Source organism: Propylenella binzhouense (assembly GCF_009866965.1).
GTDB classification, from domain to species: Bacteria; Pseudomonadota; Alphaproteobacteria; order Rhizobiales; family Afifellaceae; genus Propylenella; species Propylenella binzhouense.
This window is the reverse complement of sequence record NZ_SPKJ01000049.1, coordinates 1-19,925: the sequence shown is the minus strand read 5'-3', so window position 1 is coordinate 19,925 and position 19,925 is coordinate 1. Positions and strand designations below refer to the sequence as shown.

Here is a 19,925-nt window from a genome sequence, read left to right as displayed (position 1 = left end):
GGCCGCGGCCAGCGCTACTCGCCGTCGAAGGGCTCGGTGCCGGCGGCCCTCCCTTCCGACACGCGGATCTTCTCCACCCTTTCCTCGGCCCGGCGGAGAAGCGCCTCGCAGCGCCCCTTCAGCGCGGCGCCCCGCTCGTAGATCGCGATCGATTCCTCCAGCGCCACGTCGCCCCGCTCCAGCCGGCCGACGATCTTCTCCAGTTCGGAGAGCGCCTGCTCGAAGCTCAGCGTTTCGACGGCGATTTCGTTCTCCTCGGCCAAGACGGCCCTCCTAGCTCTTCATCAGCTCGCGGACATGGGCCGCGACGGACCCGGCGAGGCCGCGCAGGTCGTAGCCCCCTTCGAGGATGGAGACGATGCGGCCGTTGCAGGATGCGTCGGCCTCCTCCATCAGCCGGTCGGTCGCCCAGGCGAAGTCCTCCTCCTCGAGGTTCAGCGAGGCGAGTGGATCGCGGAAATGGGCGTCGAATCCGGCCGAAATCAGGATCAGCTCGGGCTGGAAGGTCTGCAGCGCCGGCAGGATCCGCGTCCGGAACGCCTCCTTGAAGGCCTCGCCGCCGTCGCCGGGCGCGAGCGGCGCGTTGACAATGTTGCCGCTTCCCGTCTCCGAAACCGCGCCGGTGCCGGGATAGAGCGGCATCTGGTGCGTGGACGCATAGAGCACGCTCGGATCGGACCAGAAAATGTCCTGCGTGCCGTTGCCGTGATGGACGTCCCAGTCGACGATCGCGACGCGTTCGAGCCCGTATTCGCGCTGGGCGTAGCGGGCGGCGATGGCGATGATGTTGAACAGGCAGAAGCCCATCGCGCGGGTGCGCTCGGCGTGGTGGCCGGGCGGGCGAACCGCGGCGAAGGCATTGGCCGCCTCTCCGTCCATGACGGCGTCGACGCCGCGCAGGCCGGCGCCGACCGCGTGCATCACGGCCTCCCAGGATTTGGGCGAGGCCACCGTGTCGGCATCGATGCGCGTGAGCCCCTCGGCCGGGATCTCGCCGCGTATGTAATCGACGAAGCTTTCCGGATGGACGAGGCTGACGACCTCGGGATCGGCGGCGTGCGGCTCCTCGCGCTTCAGCGCGGCGAACGCTTCGTTGTCGAGCACCGCCTCGATGGCGCGCAGCCGGTCGGGGCGCTCGGGGTGGCCGACCGGGGTCAGGTGCTCGAGGAAGATCGGGTGGTGCAGGAGGAGTGTCGTCACGTCGCTTGCCGCCCTGGGTCCGTGGCCCGGCCATGTGACCGGCCGGGCCCTGATGCGTCAATCCCGCATCGGGTCCCGCCCGGCGTCCGGCTGCGGCCCTTCGCCGGGATGCTCGCCGGGATTCCCGCCGGGACGCGGGGCGGCCGCCCGGGCCAGCCGGTCGTTGATCGCCTCGCCCAGGCCGTGGCGGGGCACCGGCATCGCCGCGATGGTCCGTGCGCCGCTCCTGTCGAGTTCGGCCATGGCGGAGAAGAGTGCCGCGGCGGCCTCGACGAGGTCGCCGCGCGGGCTGAGGTTCCGGATTGCCGCGGCGCGCGCGGCGCCCGGGGGCAGGTCCGGGCCGAAGGCGAGGAGCGCTTCCCCGGGCCGGACCTCCCGTGCCTCGAGGCGCATCGCCGCATGCGGGGCATAATGGCTCTTCAGCATGCCGGGCGCGGTCACGGCGGCGCCCGGCCCGGCGCGCAGGAGCGGCTCGCCGAGCACGGCTTCGATCTCCTCGGCGGGAAGGCCGCCCGGCCGCAGCAGGCGCGGCGGTCCGTCCGCGAGGCCGACAATGGTGGATTCGAGGCCGACCTGCGACGGGCCGCCGTCGATCACGAGCGCGACCGCATCCCCGAGCTGCTCGACCACTTCGGCGGCCGTGGTGGCGGTGATGCGGCCCGAACGATTCGCGCTCGGCGCGGCAAGGGGGTGCCCGAACGCCGTGATCACCGCGCGCGCCGGGCCGCGCGGGGCCCTGACCGCGAGCGTCGGCAGGCCGGCGGCGGCGAGCGGGTGCACCGTGGAGGTGGCGCTCCGCTCAAGAACCAGCGTCAGCGGTCCCGGCCAGAACCTCTCGGCGAGGCGCCGCGCGCGGCGATCGAGTACGACGTGGGCCTCGGCCATGACGACGCCGTCCACATGGCAGATGAGCGGGTTGAAGCGCGGGCGGCCCTTCGCGGCGAAAATCCGCGCGACCGCCCTCCCGTTCCCCGCGTCGGCGGCGAGGCCGTAGACCGTCTCGGTCGGGATCGCGACGAGCTCGCCGCGGCCGAGCGCGGCGACCACCTCGCCCATCCGGGCGGGGAGGTCTTCAGCCTTGATGATGTCCATCGGGCAGGAGTGCACCGCCCGTCCGGCTTTGCCAAGCCCGCGCGAAGCCTCTCCGGTGCACTGGACAGGACCGGGTGCGGGCCGGATGGTAGGGCGGCAATCCGGGAGAGAGGCCGCGATGTACAGGGCGCCGGTATCCGAGATCGTGTTCACGCTGGAGCGGGTCGCGGGCGCCTCGGCGCCCCTGCGGGACGGGCTCTTCGGCGATCTCGACGAGGCCACGCTCCGGGCCGTGCTCGATGAGGCGGGGCGCTTCGCCGCCGAGGTGCTCGCGCCGGTCGCGGCCGTCGGGGACCGCGTGGGCGCGAGCTGGGCCGGGGGCGCCGTCACGATGCCGCCGGGCTGGAAGGAGGTCTACCGCCGCTGGCGCGAAGCCGGCTGGGCGAGCCTCACCGCGCCGCCGGAACTGGGCGGCCAGGGCCTGCCGGCCTGCGTTTCCGTCGCGGTGCAGGAGATGTGGAACGCCGCCTCGATGGCCTATGGTGTCGGCCCGACCCTGACGCTCGCCGCCGTCGAGGCGCTCGAGGCGCATGCGAGCGAGGAGCTGAGGCGGCTCTACGCTCCGAAGCTCGCCTCCGGCGAATGGACCGGAACCATGAACCTGACGGAGCCGCAGGCGGGCTCCGATCTCGGCGCGCTCGCCACGCGGGCCGAGCGGGCCGCCGACGGCAGCTACCGCATCTTCGGCCAGAAGATCTTCATCACCTATGGCGAGCACGACATGGCCGGGAACATCGTCCATCTCGTGCTGGCGCGGCTGCCGGGCGCGCCGCCCGGCACGAAGGGCATCTCGATGTTCCTCGTGCCGAAATTCCTGCCGGACGCGGACGGCGCGCCGGGCGTTCGCAACGACGTCTTCTGCGCCGGCATCGAGGAGAAGATGGGCCTGCACGCCTCGCCGACCTGCACGATGATCTATGGCGGGGGTCACGCGGGCGGAGAGAAGGGCGCGGTCGGCTGGCTGGTCGGCGAGGAGAATCGCGGCCTCAACTGCATGTTCACGATGATGAACAGCGCGCGGCTCGCGGTCGGGATCGAAGGCGTCGGCGTCGCCGAACGCGCGCTCCAGCAGGCGACCGCCTATGCCGTGGAACGCCGCCAGGGCCGGGCGCCGGGGCAACCGGAGGCGGGCATGAGCCCGATCATCGCCCATCCCGACGTCCGGCGGATGCTCCTTTCGATGCGGAGCCTCACCGCCGCCAGCCGGGCCATCTGCTATGCCTGCGCGGTCGCCATCGACCGCGGCCGGCTCGAGCCGGACCCCGGGGCGCGGGCGTCCTGGCGCGAGCGGGCGAACCTCCTGACCCCCGTGGCGAAGGCGTTCTCGACGGATGCCGGCGTGGAGGTCGCCTCGCTCGGGGTGCAGGTCCACGGCGGCATGGGCTATATCGAGGAGACCGGCGCCGCCCGGCTCTACCGGGATTCGCGGATCGCGCCGATCTACGAGGGAACGAACGGCATCCAGGCGATCGATCTCGCCACGCGCAAGCTGCCGGCGGCGGGCGGCGAGACCATCCGCGCCTATCTGCGGGAACTCGCGGAGACGGCGGCGGAGGCGCGGGCCTCGAACCGCGCCGGAATGGCCCGGATCGCCGACCGCCTCGCGGCCTCGCTCGAGGATCTTTCGGTCGCGACGGAGCACCTCCTCGCGGGTCTGGCGAAGGGCGACATTGCGGGCGTTCTCGCCGGCGCGACGCCCTATCTGCGCCTCTTCGGCCTTGCCGCGGGCGGCGCCTATCTCGCCCGCGCCGCGCTCCTCTCGGACGCCGGAGGCGACGCCGAGCGGTTGCGGATGGCGATCGCGCGCTTCCATGCCGACCGCCATCTGCCGGAAACGGCCGCGCTCCGGGTCGCGATCGTGGAGGGGGCGGAAAGCCTCACCGAGGCGCCGCCGGAACTCCTCGCCGGCTGACGCCCCCGTCAGTCGAAGGCGGCGCCGCGCGGGCTCGGCCGGCTCTCCTCGCGCCAGCGGCGCATCAGCGCCTCCAGCTCGCCGTCGACGCCTTCCGGCAGGGTGATCCGGAGCGCGACGAGCAGATCCCCGTGGCCATGCGGGCCGGGCAGGCCCTTCCCCTTCAGCCGCAGCGCGCGGCCGCCGCTGGCGCCGGGCGGGACGGTGACCTGAACCTTGCCGGAAAGGGTCGGAACCTGGATCTTGGCGCCGAGAACCGCTTCGTCGAGGCTGATCGGGACGTCGATCCGGAGATCGACGCCCTCGGCGCGGAAGAGCGGATGCGGGACGAACCGCACGGTCACCAGCGCATCGCCGGGCTCGCCGCCGGTCACCGACGGATTGCCCTGTCCCGCCAGGCGGATCACCTGGCCGTCGACGACGCCGTTCGGAAGCGTCAGTGCGACGGTCTTGCCGGTCGGCAGCGTCACCTTCGGACGGCGGCCATGTGCCACGTCCTCGAGCGTGACGGCCACGTCGGCGCGCACGTCGGTGCCGCGCTGCGGCTGCGGGCGCGGGCCGGCGCGGCCGGCTCCGCCGGTGAAGAGATCGCGCAGGATGTCGTCCGCATCGCCGGCGCCGCCGGCCTCGAAGCGCCGTCCGCCCGGCCCGGTCGAGAAGCGGAACGTCCTCGCGCCGCCCGGGCCGCCGGGCCCGCCGCCGCGGGCGCCGAAGCCGAAGCTCGAGAACACGTCGGCGAAGCTGCTCGGATCGACGTTCTCGAAGCCGCCTTGGGCGCCGGCATGGCCCTGGAAGCCCTGGAAGCGCGGCTTGCCGTCTGCCCCGATCTCGCCGCGATCGAACTGGCCGCGCTTCTCCTTGTCGCCGACGATCTCGTAGGCCGTGTTGATCTCGGCGAACTTCGCCTTGGCCGCAGGATTGTCGCCCGCGCGGTCGGGATGGTACTGCTTCGCGAGCTTGCGGAAGGCGCGCTTGATCTCGCTCTCGCTCGCGGAGCGTTCGACGCCTAGCACCTCGTAGGGATCGCGCATCTGCAGGTCATCCGATAAAACTGCTGAACCGCGCAATGATATGGAATGTCCGGCCGCGCAATGCCAGGGCGGTCAGCCGGCTTCCTCGGTCATCAGCGTGATTGCGGTGAGCGCCGGGCTGCCGGCGGGATCGCGGCAGATCGTCCCCGAGTAACGGTGGACCCCGCCGATGCTCGTGACGGTCGTGCCGAAGCTGCGGCAGGCGCCCGCGCCGCCCGCCGCCGTGTCGGGCAGGAGGGCGAGCTTGCCCGAGGAGCCGGTCCGCGCATTCGTCCACTCGCCGGTTCCGTTCTGCGAAGCCGCGGCCTCGAGCGCGGTGCGGCCGATCGCGGCGGCGTCGGACTGATCGAGCGACGGCGGCAGCGGACCCGGCAGCGCCACGGAAGGCTCGACCGACCCGGTCGCGACCGGCGCTGCGGCGGGCGCGCCGCCTGCGATCTTCATCGAGAAGGGTGTGCAGCCGGAGAGCGCGACGGCGGTCGCAAGCGCCGCGGCACGCGGGAACTGGCGGGCGGGGTATGCGCTGGTGTAGGGATGCCGGGCAGAAATTCGCACGGGACAGCTCACAATGTCCGATCAGGCCGAAGCTGCCGCGGAACAGTTAACGAAGCGTGACTTCTGGGATGCCGACGAGCCGTTTTCCCTTTTTGCGGAGTGGCTTGCAGATGCGACCGAGAGCGAGCCGAACGATCCGAACGCCATGGCGCTCGCGACCGTGGACGCGGACGGGCTGCCTGATGTCCGCATGGTCCTCCTGAAGGATTTCGATCGCGCGGGATTCGTCTTCTATACAAATCTCGGCAGCCAGAAGGGGCGGGAACTCGCCGCCAACCCGAAGGCGGCACTCTGTTTCCACTGGAAATCGCTCCGCCGCCAGGTGCGCGTGCGCGGCCCGGTCGATCCCGTCGATCCCGCCGAGGCGGATTCCTACTTCGCGAGCCGGCCGCGGGCGAGCCGGATCGGCGCCTGGGCGAGCCGGCAGTCGGAGCCGCTCGAGAGCCGCTTCGCGCTCGAGAAGGCTGTCGCGCAGTACACCGCGCGGTTCGGAATCGGCACGATCCCGCGCCCGGACTTCTGGTCGGGCTTCCGCATCGCGCCGGATTCCATCGAGTTCTGGCGGGACGGCGCCTTCCGGCTTCACGACCGCATCCGGTTCCGCCGCGAGGGGGCGGCGGGCTGGCACCGGGAGCGGCTCTATCCGTGAGCGGTCCGGCTCACCGGCTGACGCGGAGGTTGGAGAGCGCATCGCCGATGGTGCGGAAGGCGGTCGAGAGATCGCTCGCCGTCGGCGAGTTGAAGTAGAAGTCCGGCTGCGTCGCGCATTTCTGCATCATGGTCTGGATCGTGGCGCCCGGATTGTTGAAGGCGATCGTGTAGACGAGGATGCCGGCGTTCTTCATGGCCGTGCAGACGGAAAGCAGGCGGGTGTCGAGCTCGTCCTCGCCGGCGGAGATGCTGGTTGTGCCGAGGCGCCCTTCGCTGAGGAAACCGTAGGCCGAATAGATGTTGTCGTAGACGGTGTTCGCGCCGTCGGTCATGATGACGGCCGCCTTCTCCATGAGCTCGGTATTGTAGTCGAGCGGGAGATTGTACGTGCCCATGTCGCCGCCCCAGAGGCCGCGCCAGCGCGGCGACAGCATCCGCCAGCCCCAGACGGCGCCGACATTGACGTGGGTGCCGCCGACCGCCTGCATGGCGTCGATCGCGCCGACGATGGTCGACTTCTGGCGCGTCATCGGGGTCACCGTGGCCGGGCAGTAGACGTTCGGGCCGCGGGTGCCTGTGCCGAGCGGCGTTCGGTAGGTGCCGTCGCTCCTGATCCAGTCGTTGTTGCTGGAATCGGGGGAATAGTAGACGCGGAAGAGCTCGGCGGAGGGGGGATCGTCCGTGACGTCGCGGCCGCCGCCGCGCGCCTCGACGCACCCCGCCCAGCTCGAGCCGCTCGGTCCCCAGTTGAGCGAATCCTTGTGCGCCGCGTCGATCCAGCCCGTCCGCGCCGATCCGACATTCACGGCCTGCGAGAACGGCACGAGGCCGACATAGAGGTCATCGACCGTGTTCGCGCCGCCATAGAGGATGTTGACGAGCTCCTTGGCCGCGCCCTTCAGGTTCGACATCTGGCTCGACATCGACCCGGTATTGTCGAGCACCATCACGAGCTCGAGCCCGGTGGTCGTCCGGGTGATCTCGGATTCGGCCGCCACCGAGACCTCTTCGATGCCGACGAGCTTCATGAAGGTGGTCGGCACGGTCGCCGTCGCGGTGATCGTGAGCACGCTCTTGTCCGCGCTCAGGACGGGCGTGACGTCGGTCACGGTCGCCCCGACATAGCCGGTCGGGAAGTTCGTCGCGACGAACTCCGTCACCTCGGCGTCGAGGTCGGTGGAATCGAGCTTCGCTCCGACGGCGAGCCCGGCGGCATCCAGCGAATAGTGCAGCTTGGATTTGACGAGATGCGCGCGGCCGGTATCGATGGCGAGGCCGATCAGCGCGGCGAGCACGACGAACATGAGGGCGATGGCTGGCGTCACCGCGCCGCTTTCGCAACGGCGCAGCCTCCGCACGTGCCCTCCGCGCCGCCTCGCCGTCAGCATCCCGGTGCCGAGGTCAGCGTGCCGAGCCGGGGGCGGAAGATGGCGGTCTTGTAGACTTGGACCTCCTGGGGAATCACGCCGCTGAAGAGGGGGTGGTAGTCGTAGAAGACCTCCGCGATGAGGAGGTTCTCGCGCGCGCCGAGCGTCACGTTCGGAGGCAGGGTCGCGTAGTCGCCCGCCGCCCCGAGGGCGCTCTGGTGCTGGAGGGTCCCGCCCCCGGTGCACTGCCAGCGGATGACCGGAGTGCTCCAGCTGTCCTTGCGGTAGACGGAGGACATGATGACCACCCCGTCGGAGGCGAACTCGAACGGGTCCATGATCTCGGCCGCGGCCTGGAAGGCGTCCGCCACTTCCGTGCTGGTGACCATCTTGTACTGCGTGACGATGTCGGCCACCGAGAACGCGACCCGGTCCGCCTTGAAGTTGGCGAGCAGATAGCGGCACATGTCGAACCCGCCGAGGAACAGGAGAATCATCACCGGAGCGGCCAGCCCGAACTCGATTGCGGCGACGCCGGAGCGGTCCGCAGCGAATCGGAGAAGGCGAGTGCAGGCGCGCATGGCGGTTCAGTAGGGCTCGTTCTTCACCGCCGCCCGGGCCGTCAGCTCCACCGTGCCGTCGCTTCCGCCGAGCCAGGAGATGATCGGCGTCACGAAACGCCAGGGATAGGTGGCGGTATAGACGACGACGGCCTTCGATCCGCCGTATCCGGCCGTGCCGCGGTCGAGGTCGTAATGACCGTTTCCGTTCAGGTCCGTGAAGTTCTCGCCGTCGTCGCGCCGACCGTTTCCGTTCGCGTCGATGAAGGGTTCAGGCTCGCCGATCGAGCTGAAATCCTCGTAGGAATAGCTTGAGATCTGCACCTGCGCGGGATCGATCAGGACGTCGGCGAAGCGGTCGAGTTCCGCCCGGATCGTCTCCTCCCGGGTCGTGCCGGAATCGGCGTAGCCCGTCTTTCCCACGCGCGAGGAGCTCTGGAGCGCCCCTTCCATGAGAAACTGGGCGGTCAGCATCATGCCGGCTTCCGAGATGGCCATCACGAGAAGCAGGAGCGCCGGCGCGATCAGGGCGAATTCGAGCGTCGTCGCGCCGCCTTCGTCCGATGCAGCCCGCAATTTACGGCTGCGAATGCCTGTCTCGTTCACGTTGCCTGTCCCTCGGCGGCTCAAATGGGAGCCGGCCGCTGTTCAGGAAACGCCTTAATATGAAGCCTGCCTACAGAGGCTTACGCCATCCGCTAAAGAGTGGTTCAGCTTTTAGCGAAAAGCCTGCAAAGCCCGCGCACGGCAACCTGGGCGCGCGCCGGGGCGTGATGGGGTCCGAGAGGACGACCCCGATCGTCGCGCATCCGCAACAGGCGGCTTGCGCGCGACAGAGAGTGGTCCATGCGTGCCCCCCTCGATGTATCGAGCCGAAGACCGGACTGCGGCTCGAAGTTCAATCCGGCGAGGCCGGGCGCTACTCCGGCATCGGACTTATGCGGCACCGTCCGAAAGGCCTAGGGTTCTATGCCCACCGCGTCAGGACCTGCGTGTCTGCTTCCCACGCCGCCCGCCAGATCTTGGACCGCTTGCGCGGAAACCCTCGCGTCCTCCAATAGACACAATTGTTTAATGGTTCCTTTAACAAACGTTTGCACTGCATGGGAAGAGGGCAGAGTGACAAAAACTGAGGCAGCGAACCATCTTTCGGCCGCAGTGGTTAACCTGCAACACCCGGATCGCGCAGGGACAGCCGCATGAGCCTGGCATCGCTGCCGTAGGAGGCCAAGGCTGCGGGGTCGGCCGGCGCGACCTCGAAGCCGAGGCGTTGCCAGAACGGCCCGGAACCCGAGACGGAGACGAGTTCGAGCGCCGGGAGGCCCGCCTCGGTCGCGATCCGCTTCAATCGCTCCATGATCGCCCGGCCGAGGCCCGAGCCGCGCGCGCATGGCAGAAGGGCGAGGTCGTGCACGTACCAGCAGTCCGGGTCGGACGGGATCGCCCCGAGGCACGTGTCGAGCTTGGGCGGGGTGCCGCTCAGCCAGGGATGGCTGACGAGGTAGCCGAGGGCATCGTCGCCCTCGGCGATCCAGCAACCCGCCGGCGCGAGGCGCAGCCGCTCCTCGAAGACCGCGCGGGCCTCCGGAAAGGCCGGGTGGACGCGCGCCGCAATCGCCATCACGGCATCGAGGTCGCCCGCGCGCATCGGCCGCCAGTCCGCTTCACAACTCATGCTCCTGCCATGCGTTATGCCGGCGAGCGACACAAGGAGAGACCATGAGCCATTCGACCTCGCAGGCGCTCGTCCCGACGACCGACCCTGACCGTTACATCGCCGCGCTCGAGGAGCGCTTTTCCGGGCGCGAGACGACAGGCTTTGCGGACAAGAACGGCCGCCTCGAGTTCCCCTGGGGCAGCTGCATCCTCGATGCCGCGCCGGACGCTCTGGTCATCGGTCTCGTCGCCGAGGACGATGCATCCGTCGAGCGGCTCGAAGCCGCCATATCCGAAGCGGTCCGCGCCGTCGCCCCGGAAGCGCCGCCGCTCGCCTGGACGCGCGGCCTGCGCGGCACGTGAAGGCCCGGGGCCGAGCGGATCACGGTTCCTTTCGCCGCGTCACATTCCCGCGAAGCGGCTTGGCAGCTTCCGCCGTCCCGCTTAGCTCTGGGCGAGGAGGATCCGCCATGCCCCGTCGCGCCCTGTTTTCGCTTGCCTTCGTCGCTGCCCTGGTGCTTGCGCCGCTGACCGGTTTCGCTGCCGCGCCGGCCAGGACGGCCATCTTCGCCGGCGGCTGCTTCTGGTGCATGGAACAGGCGTTCGACGAGGTGCCGGGCGTGATCTCCACGACCTCCGGCTATTCCGGAGGCGACGTGGAACGTCCGAGCTATCAGCAGGTGTCCGCCGGCGCTACCGGGCACTTCGAGGCGGTGAAGGTTGAGTACGACCCGTCGCGCGTGAGCTACCAGCAGCTTCTCGACGCCTTCTGGCGGAACGTCGACCCGTTCGATTCGCGGGGCCAGTTCTGCGACAAGGGGCACCAGTATCTGAGCGTGATCTTTACCGCCGACGACGCCGAGCGGAACGCCGCGGAAGCCTCGAAGAAGAAGGTCGAGCAGAAGTTCGGGCGTTCGGTCGCCACCCGGATCCTGCCGGTCAAGGCATTCTGGCCGGCGGAGGACTATCACCAGGATTTCTATCTGAAGAACGCGCTCAAGTACAAGTTCTACAAGTACAATTGCGGACGTGCGCAGCGCCTGGAGGAGCTCTGGGGCAAGGCGCACGCCTCCTGAGCCTGAGCCGGCGCGGCAACCGCGCCGGAACGATTTGCGCGGCCTGCCGTCAGCGCGGCGCGCGCTTCTTTGGGTCGGCCCGCTCGAAGCTCTCGATCAGCCCCTCTGTCTCCCGCTTGGAATCCGCGACCGCTTCGCGCTCGTTGTGGACCCGGCTCTGATCGTTGCCCTGGAGGCTGTTCCGGCCGTGGATGTCGCTCGCCAGGTCGTCCTGGTCGAGCGCCTCGGGGCTGGTGTCGCCGACGAACTCGGTGCCCTTCTTCGTGCCCATGCCCCTGTGGCTCGCATTCGCCATGGTCTTCTCCCGTGGATTCGCGTCAGTGGCCGCCGCTTCCGGTCGCCGGCGCACCCGGCGTGCCGCCGGGCTTCGCGGAGGCACCGGGCCGGCCGGACGGCGGACCGTCCTCTTTCCGCTTCGAAGGCATGCGCTCAGCGGTCCGGTGGAGGGGCGGCCGGATGGGGGAGACGTCAGGCCGGACGCGCGAGGTTCCTCGTTCAGCGCTCGGCTCGATGCTCCGTCGGGTCAACGTCCGCTCCGCGGAGCCGTTCCGCCGCCAGCCCGGTTGCGGGCGACGAGCGTCCGGACCGGGTCAGCCTTCGCGCGGCTCGTCCGGACCCGGCTGCGATCCTTCGGGGGCGATGCCGCCGAGGAGCTCGCGCGCGCGCCAATATTGCTCGAAGGCGGCCTGGCGCTCCGGCAGGCGATCGAGCTGCTCGTAGCCGCCGACGGCCCTCTCCAGCAGGTCGAGCGCCTGACCGAGGAGCTCGGGCTTGCGCGGGCCCGCCTCGCGTTCCGCCCAGCGGAGCGCGGCGAGCCCGCCCTCATGTGCGAGGCGCGTATAGGCGGCGGTGTTCATGTCGCTGAAGCCGACCCGGAGGACCTCCTCCTGGACCGCCGTGCGCGCGTTGACGGCGATCGCGATCGCCTGTTCGAAGCGTGCGGGCGCCTCCTGGTCGGCGCCGACTTCCGCGCCGCGGCGCAGCAGGGCCGAGAGCACGGCGCTCGCTTCCGCAAAGGCGAGGATCGCGCCCCGGTCGCGCTCCATGCGGATCGCCGCCTGGAGCCCGCGCGCGACCTGGTCCAGCCCGTCGAGATCGTCCCGAAGCGCGCCGTCGGGCCGGGCAAGGTAGTCGAGCGCCTCAGCGAGCGTGCCGTTCATCGATCGTCCGGGTCCAGGTCCGGTGCGAACCTAGCGCGGCAGCGCCCGAAGGTCCAAGCGGAGCTACGGCGCGTGTGACCCGCGGCGTCAAATGTCTGCGGCGATCCGCTTCGCACGATGCGTGCCGAGCCGCTCGCAGGGATATCTGTCCCGGATCCGCTCGTTGAAGAAGCGCCCTTTCGAATCCGAGGCCAGCAGGCCGGCATAGATCCGCTGCGGGACGCCGCGATAGAGATAGGCGCCGGTGCCGCGGAACACGATGACGAGGTCGTGCGTGGCGTCGTCGTAGAAGAGGCGGTCGATCGCGCTGGAGCTGACCCGCGGCATGGCAATCTCCTCGCCGGTGAATCCGCCTTGATATCGCACCGTTCCGGCGCGATTGCCGGGTGAGTCAGCATGCCGCGGCCGATTCGAAGAGGCGGGGAGGAGCTCAGCGTGGCGGGGATGATTCGGGCAACGATCGCGGCTCTGGTCGGCGCGGCGCTCTCTTTCGCGCTCACCCACCCCGCAAGCGCCGACCTCGCCTGCCGCAAGGGGCAGAGTTTCGAGGCCTGGATCGCGTCCGTGCGTGCCGAGGCCGCGCGCGCGGGCGCCTCCGCCACCGCGCTCGCCGCGCTCGACAATGTCCGGTTCGATCCCGGCATCCTGGCGCATGATCGCGGACAGCCGAGCCTTTCGGCGAGCTTCCTGCAATATGCCGACCGGATGGTCACCGCGGGCCGGCTGCGTGCCGGGCGGGCCGTGCTCGGCAAGCATGCGGCGGTGTTCGAGAAGGCGGAGCGGACCTTCGGCGTGCCGGGGCCGGTCGTCGCTGCCTTCTGGGGCCTCGAGACGGATTTCGGGGCCAATATCGGCAAGTTTCCCACGCTCGTCTCGCTGGCGACCCTCGGCTACGATTGCCGCCGGCCGGAGCTCTTCCGGGGCGAACTGATGGCGGCGCTGCGGATCCTGTCGGCAGGCGACCTCGCGCCGGACGAGATGCGCGGCGCCTGGGCCGGCGAGCTCGGCCAGTTCCAGTTCCTGCCGTCGCATTATCTCCGCCTCGCGGTCGACTTCGACGGGGACGGCCGGCGCGACCTCGTGCGGAGCGTGCCGGACGTGCTCGGATCGGCGGCGCGGCTCGTGCGGGAGCTCGGCTGGCGGCCGGGCGAACCCTGGCTCCGCGAAGTGCGGCTGCCGGCCGGCTTTGCCTGGCAGGAGGCCTATCTCGCCAACAAGCGGCCGGTTGCCGATTGGCTCCGCGCCGGCGTGACGGCGGCCGATGGCGGCCGGATCGACCCGGGCGGCCCGCCGGCGGCCATCCTCCTGCCGATGGGCAGGACCGGCCCGGCCTTTCTCGCCTACCGGAATTTCGACGTCTACTGGGCCTGGAACCAGTCGTCCAACTACACGCTGACGGCGGCCTATTTCGCCACCCGGCTCGCAGGCGCGCCGCCGATGCGCCGCGGCGCTCCCCCGCAGCCGCTCCCGCCGCGCGAGCTTGCGGCGCTCCAGACCATCCTCAACCGATCGGGCTACGACGCCGGCGCAGCCGACGGCCGGCTCGGAGAGGCGACCCGCGCCGGCGTCAGGCGGGCGCAGCTCGCGCTCGGACTTCCCGCCGACGGCTACCCGACGGCGGAGCTCCTCGCGCGGCTGCGGGCGCGGTAGCGCGCCGGAACCGCGCCGGGAGCGTCCCGCGCAACGTCCCGCGCAGCGACGGAGAGCCGGCCTCAGGCGCCGACGGTCTCGTCCTTGATGGCCGGCGCATAGGTGATCGCCCGTTCGTCCTGGGGGCGCGCCTCGCAATAGCCGTGGGCGGCCACGAAATCCACGACCTCGGCCAGCAGCCTGAGGCCCATCGGCGCGAGCGCGCGTCGCCACAGCTCGCCCGCATCCTCGCCCGGATAGACGAAGCACCAGTCCTGCGCGGCGATGGCGCCGGCGTCCATCTCGTCCGACATGTGGTAGACCGATCCGCCGGCGATCGGGTCGCCGAGCTTGATGGTCCATTCCACGGCCGCGATGCCGCGGTGGCGCGGCAGCAGCGACGGATGATAGCCGATTGCCGCGATGCGTGCCTTCCGGCGCACCTCCTCCGGCGTGAAGGCGTGCAGATGCGCGCCCACGATGAGATCGACGTCGCCCGGGATTTCCTCGGGCCGGATCCGCCTCGGATTGTGCGCGACGGTGACCGACACGCCGGCAGACCGGGCACTCGCCGCCAGCCGATCGTCCTCCGTCGGCGCGACCACGTGGAGATCGTGCCCACGGGCCATCAGGCGTTCGAGCATCTGCGCGCCGAACCAGCGCGATCCGAGCAGTGCGATTTCCATTGGATCCCCTTGTCGCCTCCGGCCGACCTTAGCCGATCCTGGCGGCGATCCAAGCCGGCGCGGCGCCGCTATGCCCGTTCCGAGGGGCCGGTGTCGAGATTCCGTATCGCTCGCTCACGCCCGCCGCTGCCGCCGCCGATCACGCTGAAACTGCCGTCGGTCTCGAGCACGACGGCGGCCACCTCGCCGGGATCGGAGAAGCCGCTCGACCGGATGGCGGCGAGCACCTCCTCCTGCACGACCCGTTCCTCCCGCATGGCGCCTTCGAGGTAGCGTCCGTCCGAGAGGAGCAGGCGCGGCTCCGACTTGACGAGCGCGCTGAACGCGCGCGAGCGCACCGACAGCCGGGCCACCAGGTATTGGAGCAGGATCAGGACCGCGAAGGCCGCGAGCCCCTCCGCAAGCGCGACGCTCTTGGAGAGGAGGACGGTCGCGAGCGTGGAGCCGAGCGCGACGGTCACCACGAGATCGAAGGCGTTCATCTTGGAAAGCGTGCGCTTGCCCGAGATCCGGAGCAGGGCGACGAGCGCGACATAGGCGAGCGTGCCGACGAGAAGCACGCGTCCGATTCCGGACCAGCTGTCGAAGAGCATGAGCGGTTTCCTTGCGTTGCGAGTGGACGGCCGGCGTGCCGACCCGTTCGCGGCGGCGCTTGCCTAGGAGCGAGCGCCTGTGCGAAGCCGGTCGGGATAGCTTGGAGGCGGGGCGGCACGACATGGCGGGTCTGGGGCAATGGCAGGCTTCCGCTGCGCGCTCGATCATCGCGCACGCGGCCGAGCACCTTCAGGCCGACCTTTCGGTCAAGCTCTGGGACGGCTCCATCGTTCCGCTCGGGCCGGGCGCACGCAGCGACATCACGCTCAACGTGCGGACGCCGGCGGCGATCCGCCGGCTCATGCTCTCGCCGAGGCTGATGACCGTATTCGAGCTCTACGCGGTCGGCGCCGTCGACGTCGAGGGCGGCACCCCGCTCGAGGCGGCCCGCCGCTGGGACCATCTGAAGGTCCTGCGGCTGGCGAAGACCCTCGACCGCCGGCTGGTCCTGAAGAAGCTCTGGCCCTTCCTGGTCGCCGGCCGCGGCGAGGCGGGTCCGGAGGGCTACCGCGCCAGGGTGCCGACGCGATTCGGCAAGGGCCGCGACGACGAGGAGCTGATCCGCTTCCACTACGACGTCTCCAATGCGTTCTACGCGCTCTTCCTCGATCCGGAGATGGTCTATTCCTCCGCCTATTTCGCGCGGCCCGACATGAGCCTCGCCGAGGCGCAGCAGGCGAAGCTCGACATGATCTGCCGGAAGCTCCGGCTGGCGCCCGGCGACCGGCTGCTCGACATCGGCTGCGGCTGGGGCGGGCTCGTCTGCCACGCGGCGCGGAAATACGGCGCCACGGCCTACGGCGTCACGCTCTCGCAGGAGCAGTACGACTACGCCCAGGCCAAGATCGCGCGGCTCGGGCTCGCCGACCGGGTGAAGGTCGAGATCCGCGACTACCGGACGATCGACGAGCCGGAGGGCTTCGACAAGATCGCCCAGATCGAGATGTTCGAGCATACCGGGCTCGACAACCATGACGCCCACTTCCGGCAGATGCACCGGCTGCTCCGCCCCCGCGGTCTCTACCTCCACCAGGCGAGCACGCGCCGGCCGACCTTCGATCTCAAGGCGTTCCGCAAGCCCACGCCCTACCAGAAGGTCATCACCCGCTTCATCTTTCCCGGCGGCGAGCTCGATTATATCGGCCTCACGGTCACCAACCTGGAGCGCCATGCCTTCGAGGTGCACGACGTGGAAGGCTGGCGGGAGCACTTCCAGAAGACGCTGGAGCACTGGACGGCGCGGCTCGCCGAGAACCGCGCCGCGGCCGAGGCCGAGATCGGGGCGGCGAAGACGCGGCTGTGGCTGCTCTACTTCTCGCTCTTCGCGCTCGCCTTCGAGCGCAACACCACCTTCGTCTTCCAGACGCTCGCGTCGAAGCGCCAGCCGGGTCCCTCCGGCCTGCCCTTCTCGCGCGCGGACCTCTATCGCGACGAGATCGGCGCGCCGGCGGCAGTCGAACCCGAGCGCGCGGAAACGGTTTGAGCGGAGGAGACGAGGCATGGATCCGATGAGCGCAGTGATCCGGCTCGAACGGGCCGTGCGGGATGTCCAGGCGATCCTGCGGGAGCAGCTTGTCGCCGGCGGGCTGTCGGCCGAGGAGGCTCTGCGGCGCGTCCGGGACGTGGTCGAGGACGAGGATTTCGTCCGCTTCCAGCGCGCGCTGGAGGGGGTGGAGGCGTCCGAGGAGACGCCGACCGGGCCGGAGGATCCGCTTCCCTACCGCTGAAGCCGACGGCCGGGCGCCGCTCGTGAACACCTGTCGCTAAAATGCGGCAGAGAAACCTTTTTTTACCAACTTGCGCGCTAGAGCCCGATTGAGGGAGCACTCTCCATCGCCAGGCAGGGTCTCGTATGCGCGTACCTGGATTTCCCCGTCCCGCCGCTTTTCTGCTCATGCTTGCGGTTCTCGCCGGGCTCGGTGCCTGCGCGCACAGGCCGACCCGCCTGAGCGAGCGGGAATGCATGGCCCGCGTCATGTACTTCGAATCGAACCGGTCGAGCGACGACGGCATGCTGGCCGTCGGGACGGTCGTCATGAATCGGGTGAAGTCGCCGAAATTCCCGAACACCGTCTGCGGAGTGGTCGGACAGAAGAACCAGTTTGCGCCCGGCGTGCTCTCCAGGCCGATGACCGACAGCGGCAAGCCGCGCGCCGAGCGCGTGGCGAAGGCCGTGCTGCGCGGCGCACGGCATCCCCACGTGAAGCCGAACGTCATGTTCTTCCATACCGCCGGCTACAAGTTCCCGTACAAGAACATGAACTACCAGGTGATCGCAGGCGGCAACGCCTTCTACGAGAAGCGGACGCCGCGTCCGGGCGAGCGCAACGTCACGCAGACCGAAGTGGCGATGCGCCAGGTGAAGCCGACCCGCGAGGTCGTGTTCGCGGTGGCGAGCGCCTCGCCGAGGCCGGAGCCGGCGCCGATCCGCGCGCCGGTGCCGGAGCCGCGCCGGACGGCGCCGCCGACCGTCTTCGCGCAGGCCGCTCCCGTCAGGCAGCCGCAGCTCGCGGTGGGGCAGCAGGGAGACTCCATCGCGCAGCTCATCGCGCTCAACGGCGGCTGACCGCCGGCGGCCGTCTTCAGGCGACGTAGACGCCGTGCTTCCTGTGCCAGTCGGCGAGCGAGAGTTCGGGATAGAGGTCGAAGCTTTCGTCGCCCGGGCGGATCTCGGGTTCCGCCCAGTTCGCCCTGTATTTCAGCATGAGATGGACCCTGGCCGGCGGGAGGGGCAGGTCCGTGTCGATGGCGCTGGCGAAGGGATGGACGAGGTCGGGCCAGGTCGGGTCGTAGAGCCAGAGCGCGGCGCCGCATTCGCGGCAGAACCGGCGTTCGCCCGTCGAGATCTCGCAGACGGGATGCTCCTCGTCCAGGATCGCGGCGCGGTAGAGGCCGAGATGCCGCTCACCCTCGATCTCGAGCGTGCGGAACAGGCCTCCGAGGTTGATGGCGTAGCCGCCGCCACCCGCCTGCTTCCGACAGATCGAGCAGTAGCAGCGCTGGTAGGGCACCGGCGTATGGCTCTCGAGCGAGAAGCGCACGCAGCCGCAGCGGCACGAACCTTCGAGCTTCATCGGCATCCGTATCTCTCCTCGGCAGCGCCACGAAACCATCCGGAAACGATCGGCGGATCGCACGACATGAGCCCGGAACCATGTGCTGCTAGCCAAGCCTGACCGGGCCGGAGCACGGCCTTCATCGGGGGAACTTCGCACATGTCGCTCGCCTATCGCTTCTTTCTCGCCGGCATTCTCTTCGCGATCGCCGGCATGAGCCTCGGAACCTACATGGGCTCCACGCACGATTTCACATTCGCGCCGGTCCACGCCCACATCAACCTCGTGGGCTGGACGACCTTCTTCCTGTTCGGCCTCTATTATCGCGGCGACGAGATCTCCGCGGGGTCGATGCTCGGCGAGGCGCATTTCGTCTGCGCCCTTCTCGGCGGCGTGTTCCTGCCGGTCGGCATTGTCGGCGCGGTCACCGGCAATGCGAGCCTCGATCTCGCCATCATCCCCGGGACGCTGCTGACGCTCGCTTCCATGGTCCTGTTCCTGGCGGTCGTCGCCCGCGCCTGGAGCCGGCAGCGGTCGGACACGCGGACACGCTTCGCCAAGGCGATCTGAGCCGGCCGGAACCCGGCCCTCCGGCGCGGAGCCGAATGCCGTCCGGCGGGCTATCCCGCCGGATCGATGAAGGTGACGGTCGTCGTCTTCGGGATGACGAGCTTCGAGAGTTCCTCCGCATCCCAGTTCGTCAGCCGGATGCAGCCGTGCGAATTGGTCTTGTCGATCCGCGACGGCTCGGGCGTGCCGTGGATGCCGTAGCTCGGCTCCGAGAGGTCGATCCACATCGTGCCGACCGGATTGTTCGGTCCGGGCGGGAGCTGCAGGGGTTTCGTGTTGGATCCCTGCAGGAAGTTCTTCGGATTGTAGTAGTAGACCGGGTTCGGCGCGATCGCGTCGACCGTGTGCGTCCCGCTCGGGCTCGGATTGTCCGAGCTGCCGATGGTGGCCGGATAGGCGACGACGAGCCAATCCTGGTCGTCATAGGCCCGGATCTGTCGCCGCGCCTTGTCCGCCTCGATGCGGACGACCTTCGTGCCGGGCAGGCCGCGTCCCTGCGTGTCGGCAACGATGATGGTCTCGCCCGCCCGGGAGAAGTCGGCATTCGGATTGAGCGCCTTCAGAAGCTTCACGTCCATGTGGAAGCGCTCCCCGAACATTTCGAGCGGACCGGTGAAGCCCATCTGGTCGAGCTTGGCGGCCTGCGCGAAGTCGCCCGGGATCGACGGCGTGAACGGGCCGGCCACATCTTCCGGCGTGATCGTGTAGGGCACCAGCACGGGACGGGCGTGATCGCCGCCGAGCGCCGTCCAGACCTCCGGGTCGAGCCTGCCGTCGACCGGCAATCCGAGCACCGTCTCGTAGGCGGCGATGGCCTTGGCGACGTTGTCGCCGTAGATGCCGTCGATCACTCCGGGCGAGGAATTGGCGCGGTCGAGCAGGACCTGCGCCTTGAGGATCAGCGCGCTCGCCCCGCGGTCCTGCTCGGCATGCTCGCGGTAGGTCGCCGCGTTCACCGTCTCGGGGGCGAGGGTCTCCAGCCGGGGGGGCGCCGCGGGCGCCGCCTGCTGCTGCAGGGCCGGTCCGGTCGGCAAAGCGGGAGCCGCGGGCGGAACCGTCGCGGGCGGGGCGGCCTGCAAGCCGGGCGGGCCTGCTGCGGGCCCGGATTCGGGCGCCGGGGGAAGGGCGGG

Annotated in this window: 25 protein-coding genes; 9 read left to right on the top strand and 16 right to left on the bottom strand. The window is 69.9% G+C overall.

Going from position 1 to position 19,925, the window contains the following annotated elements; genetic code table 11:
- Positions 1–14: 14 nt before the first annotated feature.
- The 3 genes from E4O86_RS13960 to E4O86_RS13950 are packed head-to-tail and all read right to left on the bottom strand — an operon-like array spanning position 15 to position 2,292.
- The gene (locus E4O86_RS13960) at positions 15–263 is read right to left on the bottom strand and encodes an exodeoxyribonuclease VII small subunit (protein ID WP_161141161.1); all 249 of its coding nucleotides are present in this window, start codon (positions 261–263) and stop codon (positions 15–17) included.
- Between the two features lie 10 nt (positions 264–273).
- Positions 274–1,200 (bottom strand): arginase family protein, encoded by a 927-nt coding sequence (locus tag E4O86_RS13955; RefSeq protein ID WP_161141160.1) that lies wholly within the window; start codon positions 1,198–1,200, stop codon positions 274–276.
- 57 nt (positions 1,201–1,257) lie between these two features.
- The gene (locus E4O86_RS13950) at positions 1,258–2,292 is read right to left on the bottom strand and encodes an L-threonylcarbamoyladenylate synthase (protein WP_425500129.1); all 1,035 of its coding nucleotides are present in this window, start codon (positions 2,290–2,292) and stop codon (positions 1,258–1,260) included.
- A gap of 118 nt (positions 2,293–2,410) precedes the next feature.
- On the opposite strand from E4O86_RS13950, the gene E4O86_RS13945 reads away from it, so the two are divergent.
- On the top strand, positions 2,411–4,204 hold the full coding sequence (locus tag E4O86_RS13945; protein WP_161141159.1) for an acyl-CoA dehydrogenase family protein: 1,794 nt from the start codon (positions 2,411–2,413) through the stop codon (positions 4,202–4,204).
- An 8-nt stretch (positions 4,205–4,212) separates the two neighbouring features.
- Here E4O86_RS13945 and E4O86_RS13940 read toward each other — a convergent pair whose 3' ends face one another.
- Entirely contained in the window at positions 4,213–5,235 is a 1,023-nt protein-coding gene (locus E4O86_RS13940) for a DnaJ C-terminal domain-containing protein (RefSeq protein WP_161141158.1), read from the bottom strand.
- 72 nt (positions 5,236–5,307) lie between these two features.
- Positions 5,308–5,790, bottom strand: a complete 483-nt coding sequence (locus E4O86_RS13935; RefSeq protein ID WP_161141157.1) for an RT0821/Lpp0805 family surface protein — start codon at positions 5,788–5,790, stop codon at positions 5,308–5,310.
- 13 nt (positions 5,791–5,803) lie between these two features.
- On the opposite strand from E4O86_RS13935, the gene pdxH reads away from it, so the two are divergent.
- Positions 5,804–6,439 carry a pyridoxamine 5'-phosphate oxidase gene (gene pdxH, locus E4O86_RS13930; protein WP_161141156.1) on the top strand — a complete coding sequence of 212 codons (636 nt, stop codon included), beginning with the start codon at positions 5,804–5,806 and terminating at the stop codon, positions 6,437–6,439.
- A 10-nt stretch (positions 6,440–6,449) separates the two neighbouring features.
- Here pdxH and E4O86_RS13925 read toward each other — a convergent pair whose 3' ends face one another.
- The 4 genes from E4O86_RS13925 to E4O86_RS13910 all read right to left on the bottom strand — a co-directional run bounded on the left by E4O86_RS13925 (position 6,450) and on the right by E4O86_RS13910 (position 10,043).
- Positions 6,450–7,766: a pilus assembly protein TadG-related protein gene (locus tag E4O86_RS13925; RefSeq protein ID WP_343039162.1), complete on the bottom strand. Its 1,317-nt coding sequence runs from the start codon at positions 7,764–7,766 to the stop codon at positions 6,450–6,452.
- Between the two features lie 56 nt (positions 7,767–7,822).
- On the bottom strand, positions 7,823–8,389 hold the full coding sequence (locus E4O86_RS13920; RefSeq protein WP_161141154.1) for a TadE/TadG family type IV pilus assembly protein: 567 nt from the start codon (positions 8,387–8,389) through the stop codon (positions 7,823–7,825).
- A 6-nt stretch (positions 8,390–8,395) separates the two neighbouring features.
- Positions 8,396–8,944, bottom strand: a complete 549-nt coding sequence (locus E4O86_RS13915) for a TadE/TadG family type IV pilus assembly protein (protein WP_161141153.1) — start codon at positions 8,942–8,944, stop codon at positions 8,396–8,398.
- A gap of 586 nt (positions 8,945–9,530) precedes the next feature.
- Positions 9,531–10,043, bottom strand: a complete 513-nt coding sequence (locus E4O86_RS13910) for a GNAT family N-acetyltransferase (protein ID WP_161141152.1) — start codon at positions 10,041–10,043, stop codon at positions 9,531–9,533.
- A gap of 44 nt (positions 10,044–10,087) precedes the next feature.
- Here E4O86_RS13910 and E4O86_RS13905 point away from each other — a divergent pair, with 44 nt between their 5' ends.
- Positions 10,088–10,387: a DUF2218 domain-containing protein gene (locus tag E4O86_RS13905; protein ID WP_161141151.1), complete on the top strand. Its 300-nt coding sequence runs from the start codon at positions 10,088–10,090 to the stop codon at positions 10,385–10,387.
- Between the two features lie 107 nt (positions 10,388–10,494).
- The gene (gene msrA, locus E4O86_RS13900) at positions 10,495–11,100 is read left to right on the top strand and encodes a peptide-methionine (S)-S-oxide reductase MsrA (protein WP_161141150.1); all 606 of its coding nucleotides are present in this window, start codon (positions 10,495–10,497) and stop codon (positions 11,098–11,100) included.
- 49 nt (positions 11,101–11,149) lie between these two features.
- Here msrA and E4O86_RS13895 read toward each other — a convergent pair whose 3' ends face one another.
- From E4O86_RS13895 to E4O86_RS13885, 3 genes are all read right to left on the bottom strand, one after another.
- The gene (locus E4O86_RS13895) at positions 11,150–11,395 is read right to left on the bottom strand and encodes a hypothetical protein (RefSeq protein WP_161141149.1); all 246 of its coding nucleotides are present in this window, start codon (positions 11,393–11,395) and stop codon (positions 11,150–11,152) included.
- 295 nt (positions 11,396–11,690) lie between these two features.
- Entirely contained in the window at positions 11,691–12,260 is a 570-nt protein-coding gene (locus tag E4O86_RS13890; protein WP_161141148.1) for a hypothetical protein, read from the bottom strand.
- Positions 12,261–12,347: 87 nt separating this feature from the next.
- Positions 12,348–12,587 (bottom strand): KTSC domain-containing protein, encoded by a 240-nt coding sequence (locus E4O86_RS13885; RefSeq protein ID WP_161141147.1) that lies wholly within the window; start codon positions 12,585–12,587, stop codon positions 12,348–12,350.
- Between the two features lie 117 nt (positions 12,588–12,704).
- Between E4O86_RS13885 and E4O86_RS13880 the strand changes: the two genes are divergently transcribed.
- Positions 12,705–13,910 carry a lytic murein transglycosylase gene (locus tag E4O86_RS13880; protein WP_161141173.1) on the top strand — a complete coding sequence of 402 codons (1,206 nt, stop codon included), beginning with the start codon at positions 12,705–12,707 and terminating at the stop codon, positions 13,908–13,910.
- A gap of 62 nt (positions 13,911–13,972) precedes the next feature.
- Here E4O86_RS13880 and E4O86_RS13875 read toward each other — a convergent pair whose 3' ends face one another.
- Together E4O86_RS13875 and E4O86_RS13870 are read right to left on the bottom strand one after the other, a co-directional pair.
- Positions 13,973–14,575: a formyltransferase family protein gene (locus E4O86_RS13875; RefSeq protein ID WP_161141146.1), complete on the bottom strand. Its 603-nt coding sequence runs from the start codon at positions 14,573–14,575 to the stop codon at positions 13,973–13,975.
- Positions 14,576–14,643: 68 nt separating this feature from the next.
- Positions 14,644–15,168, bottom strand: coding sequence for a DUF421 domain-containing protein (locus tag E4O86_RS13870; protein WP_161141145.1), 525 nt, complete (start codon positions 15,166–15,168; stop codon positions 14,644–14,646).
- Between the two features lie 122 nt (positions 15,169–15,290).
- On the opposite strand from E4O86_RS13870, the gene E4O86_RS13865 reads away from it, so the two are divergent.
- The 3 genes from E4O86_RS13865 (at position 15,291) to E4O86_RS24040 (ending at position 17,735) form a co-directional block, all read left to right on the top strand.
- Positions 15,291–16,652 (top strand): SAM-dependent methyltransferase, encoded by a 1,362-nt coding sequence (locus tag E4O86_RS13865; protein WP_161141144.1) that lies wholly within the window; start codon positions 15,291–15,293, stop codon positions 16,650–16,652.
- A 16-nt stretch (positions 16,653–16,668) separates the two neighbouring features.
- On the top strand, positions 16,669–16,896 hold the full coding sequence (locus E4O86_RS13860; RefSeq protein WP_161141143.1) for a hypothetical protein: 228 nt from the start codon (positions 16,669–16,671) through the stop codon (positions 16,894–16,896).
- Between the two features lie 236 nt (positions 16,897–17,132).
- Complete coding sequence (locus E4O86_RS24040; protein WP_425500128.1) at positions 17,133–17,735, top strand: cell wall hydrolase; 603 nt, start codon at positions 17,133–17,135, stop codon at positions 17,733–17,735.
- 16 nt (positions 17,736–17,751) lie between these two features.
- On the opposite strand, the gene E4O86_RS13850 is transcribed toward E4O86_RS24040, so the two are convergent.
- On the bottom strand, positions 17,752–18,249 hold the full coding sequence (locus tag E4O86_RS13850) for a GFA family protein (RefSeq protein ID WP_161141142.1): 498 nt from the start codon (positions 18,247–18,249) through the stop codon (positions 17,752–17,754).
- Positions 18,250–18,384: 135 nt separating this feature from the next.
- On the opposite strand from E4O86_RS13850, the gene E4O86_RS13845 reads away from it, so the two are divergent.
- Positions 18,385–18,795 (top strand): hypothetical protein, encoded by a 411-nt coding sequence (locus tag E4O86_RS13845; protein WP_161141141.1) that lies wholly within the window; start codon positions 18,385–18,387, stop codon positions 18,793–18,795.
- A gap of 50 nt (positions 18,796–18,845) precedes the next feature.
- Here the strand turns inward: E4O86_RS13845 and E4O86_RS13840 are convergent.
- On the bottom strand, positions 18,846–19,925 hold a 1,080-nt coding region (locus tag E4O86_RS13840; protein ID WP_205520881.1), incomplete at its 5' end, for a L,D-transpeptidase family protein.

What these genes read in the sequence shown, in the direction of transcription:
- E4O86_RS13950 (WP_425500129.1), bottom strand. Translation starts at nt 2,292, where the DNA reads ATGGACATCATCAAGGCTGAAGACCTCCCCGCCCGGATGGGCGAGGTG.
- E4O86_RS13945 (WP_161141159.1), top strand. Translation starts at nt 2,411, where the DNA reads ATGTACAGGGCGCCGGTATCCGAGATCGTGTTCACGCTGGAGCGGGTC.
- E4O86_RS13940 (WP_161141158.1), bottom strand. Translation starts at nt 5,235, where the DNA reads ATGCGCGATCCCTACGAGGTGCTAGGCGTCGAACGCTCCGCGAGCGAG.
- pdxH (WP_161141156.1), top strand. Translation starts at nt 5,804, where the DNA reads ATGTCCGATCAGGCCGAAGCTGCCGCGGAACAGTTAACGAAGCGTGAC.
- E4O86_RS13920 (WP_161141154.1), bottom strand. Translation starts at nt 8,389, where the DNA reads ATGCGCGCCTGCACTCGCCTTCTCCGATTCGCTGCGGACCGCTCCGGC.
- E4O86_RS13910 (WP_161141152.1), bottom strand. Translation starts at nt 10,043, where the DNA reads ATGAGTTGTGAAGCGGACTGGCGGCCGATGCGCGCGGGCGACCTCGAT.
- E4O86_RS13905 (WP_161141151.1), top strand. Translation starts at nt 10,088, where the DNA reads ATGAGCCATTCGACCTCGCAGGCGCTCGTCCCGACGACCGACCCTGAC.
- msrA (WP_161141150.1), top strand. Translation starts at nt 10,495, where the DNA reads ATGCCCCGTCGCGCCCTGTTTTCGCTTGCCTTCGTCGCTGCCCTGGTG.
- E4O86_RS13895 (WP_161141149.1), bottom strand. Translation starts at nt 11,395, where the DNA reads ATGGCGAATGCGAGCCACAGGGGCATGGGCACGAAGAAGGGCACCGAG.
- E4O86_RS13890 (WP_161141148.1), bottom strand. Translation starts at nt 12,260, where the DNA reads ATGAACGGCACGCTCGCTGAGGCGCTCGACTACCTTGCCCGGCCCGAC.
- E4O86_RS13885 (WP_161141147.1), bottom strand. Translation starts at nt 12,587, where the DNA reads ATGCCGCGGGTCAGCTCCAGCGCGATCGACCGCCTCTTCTACGACGAC.
- E4O86_RS13880 (WP_161141173.1), top strand. Translation starts at nt 12,705, where the DNA reads ATGATTCGGGCAACGATCGCGGCTCTGGTCGGCGCGGCGCTCTCTTTC.
- E4O86_RS13875 (WP_161141146.1), bottom strand. Translation starts at nt 14,575, where the DNA reads ATGGAAATCGCACTGCTCGGATCGCGCTGGTTCGGCGCGCAGATGCTC.
- E4O86_RS13870 (WP_161141145.1), bottom strand. Translation starts at nt 15,168, where the DNA reads ATGCTCTTCGACAGCTGGTCCGGAATCGGACGCGTGCTTCTCGTCGGC.
- E4O86_RS13865 (WP_161141144.1), top strand. Translation starts at nt 15,291, where the DNA reads ATGGCGGGTCTGGGGCAATGGCAGGCTTCCGCTGCGCGCTCGATCATC.
- E4O86_RS13860 (WP_161141143.1), top strand. Translation starts at nt 16,669, where the DNA reads ATGGATCCGATGAGCGCAGTGATCCGGCTCGAACGGGCCGTGCGGGAT.
- E4O86_RS24040 (WP_425500128.1), top strand. Translation starts at nt 17,133, where the DNA reads ATGGCCCGCGTCATGTACTTCGAATCGAACCGGTCGAGCGACGACGGC.
- E4O86_RS13850 (WP_161141142.1), bottom strand. Translation starts at nt 18,249, where the DNA reads ATGCCGATGAAGCTCGAAGGTTCGTGCCGCTGCGGCTGCGTGCGCTTC.
- E4O86_RS13845 (WP_161141141.1), top strand. Translation starts at nt 18,385, where the DNA reads ATGTCGCTCGCCTATCGCTTCTTTCTCGCCGGCATTCTCTTCGCGATC.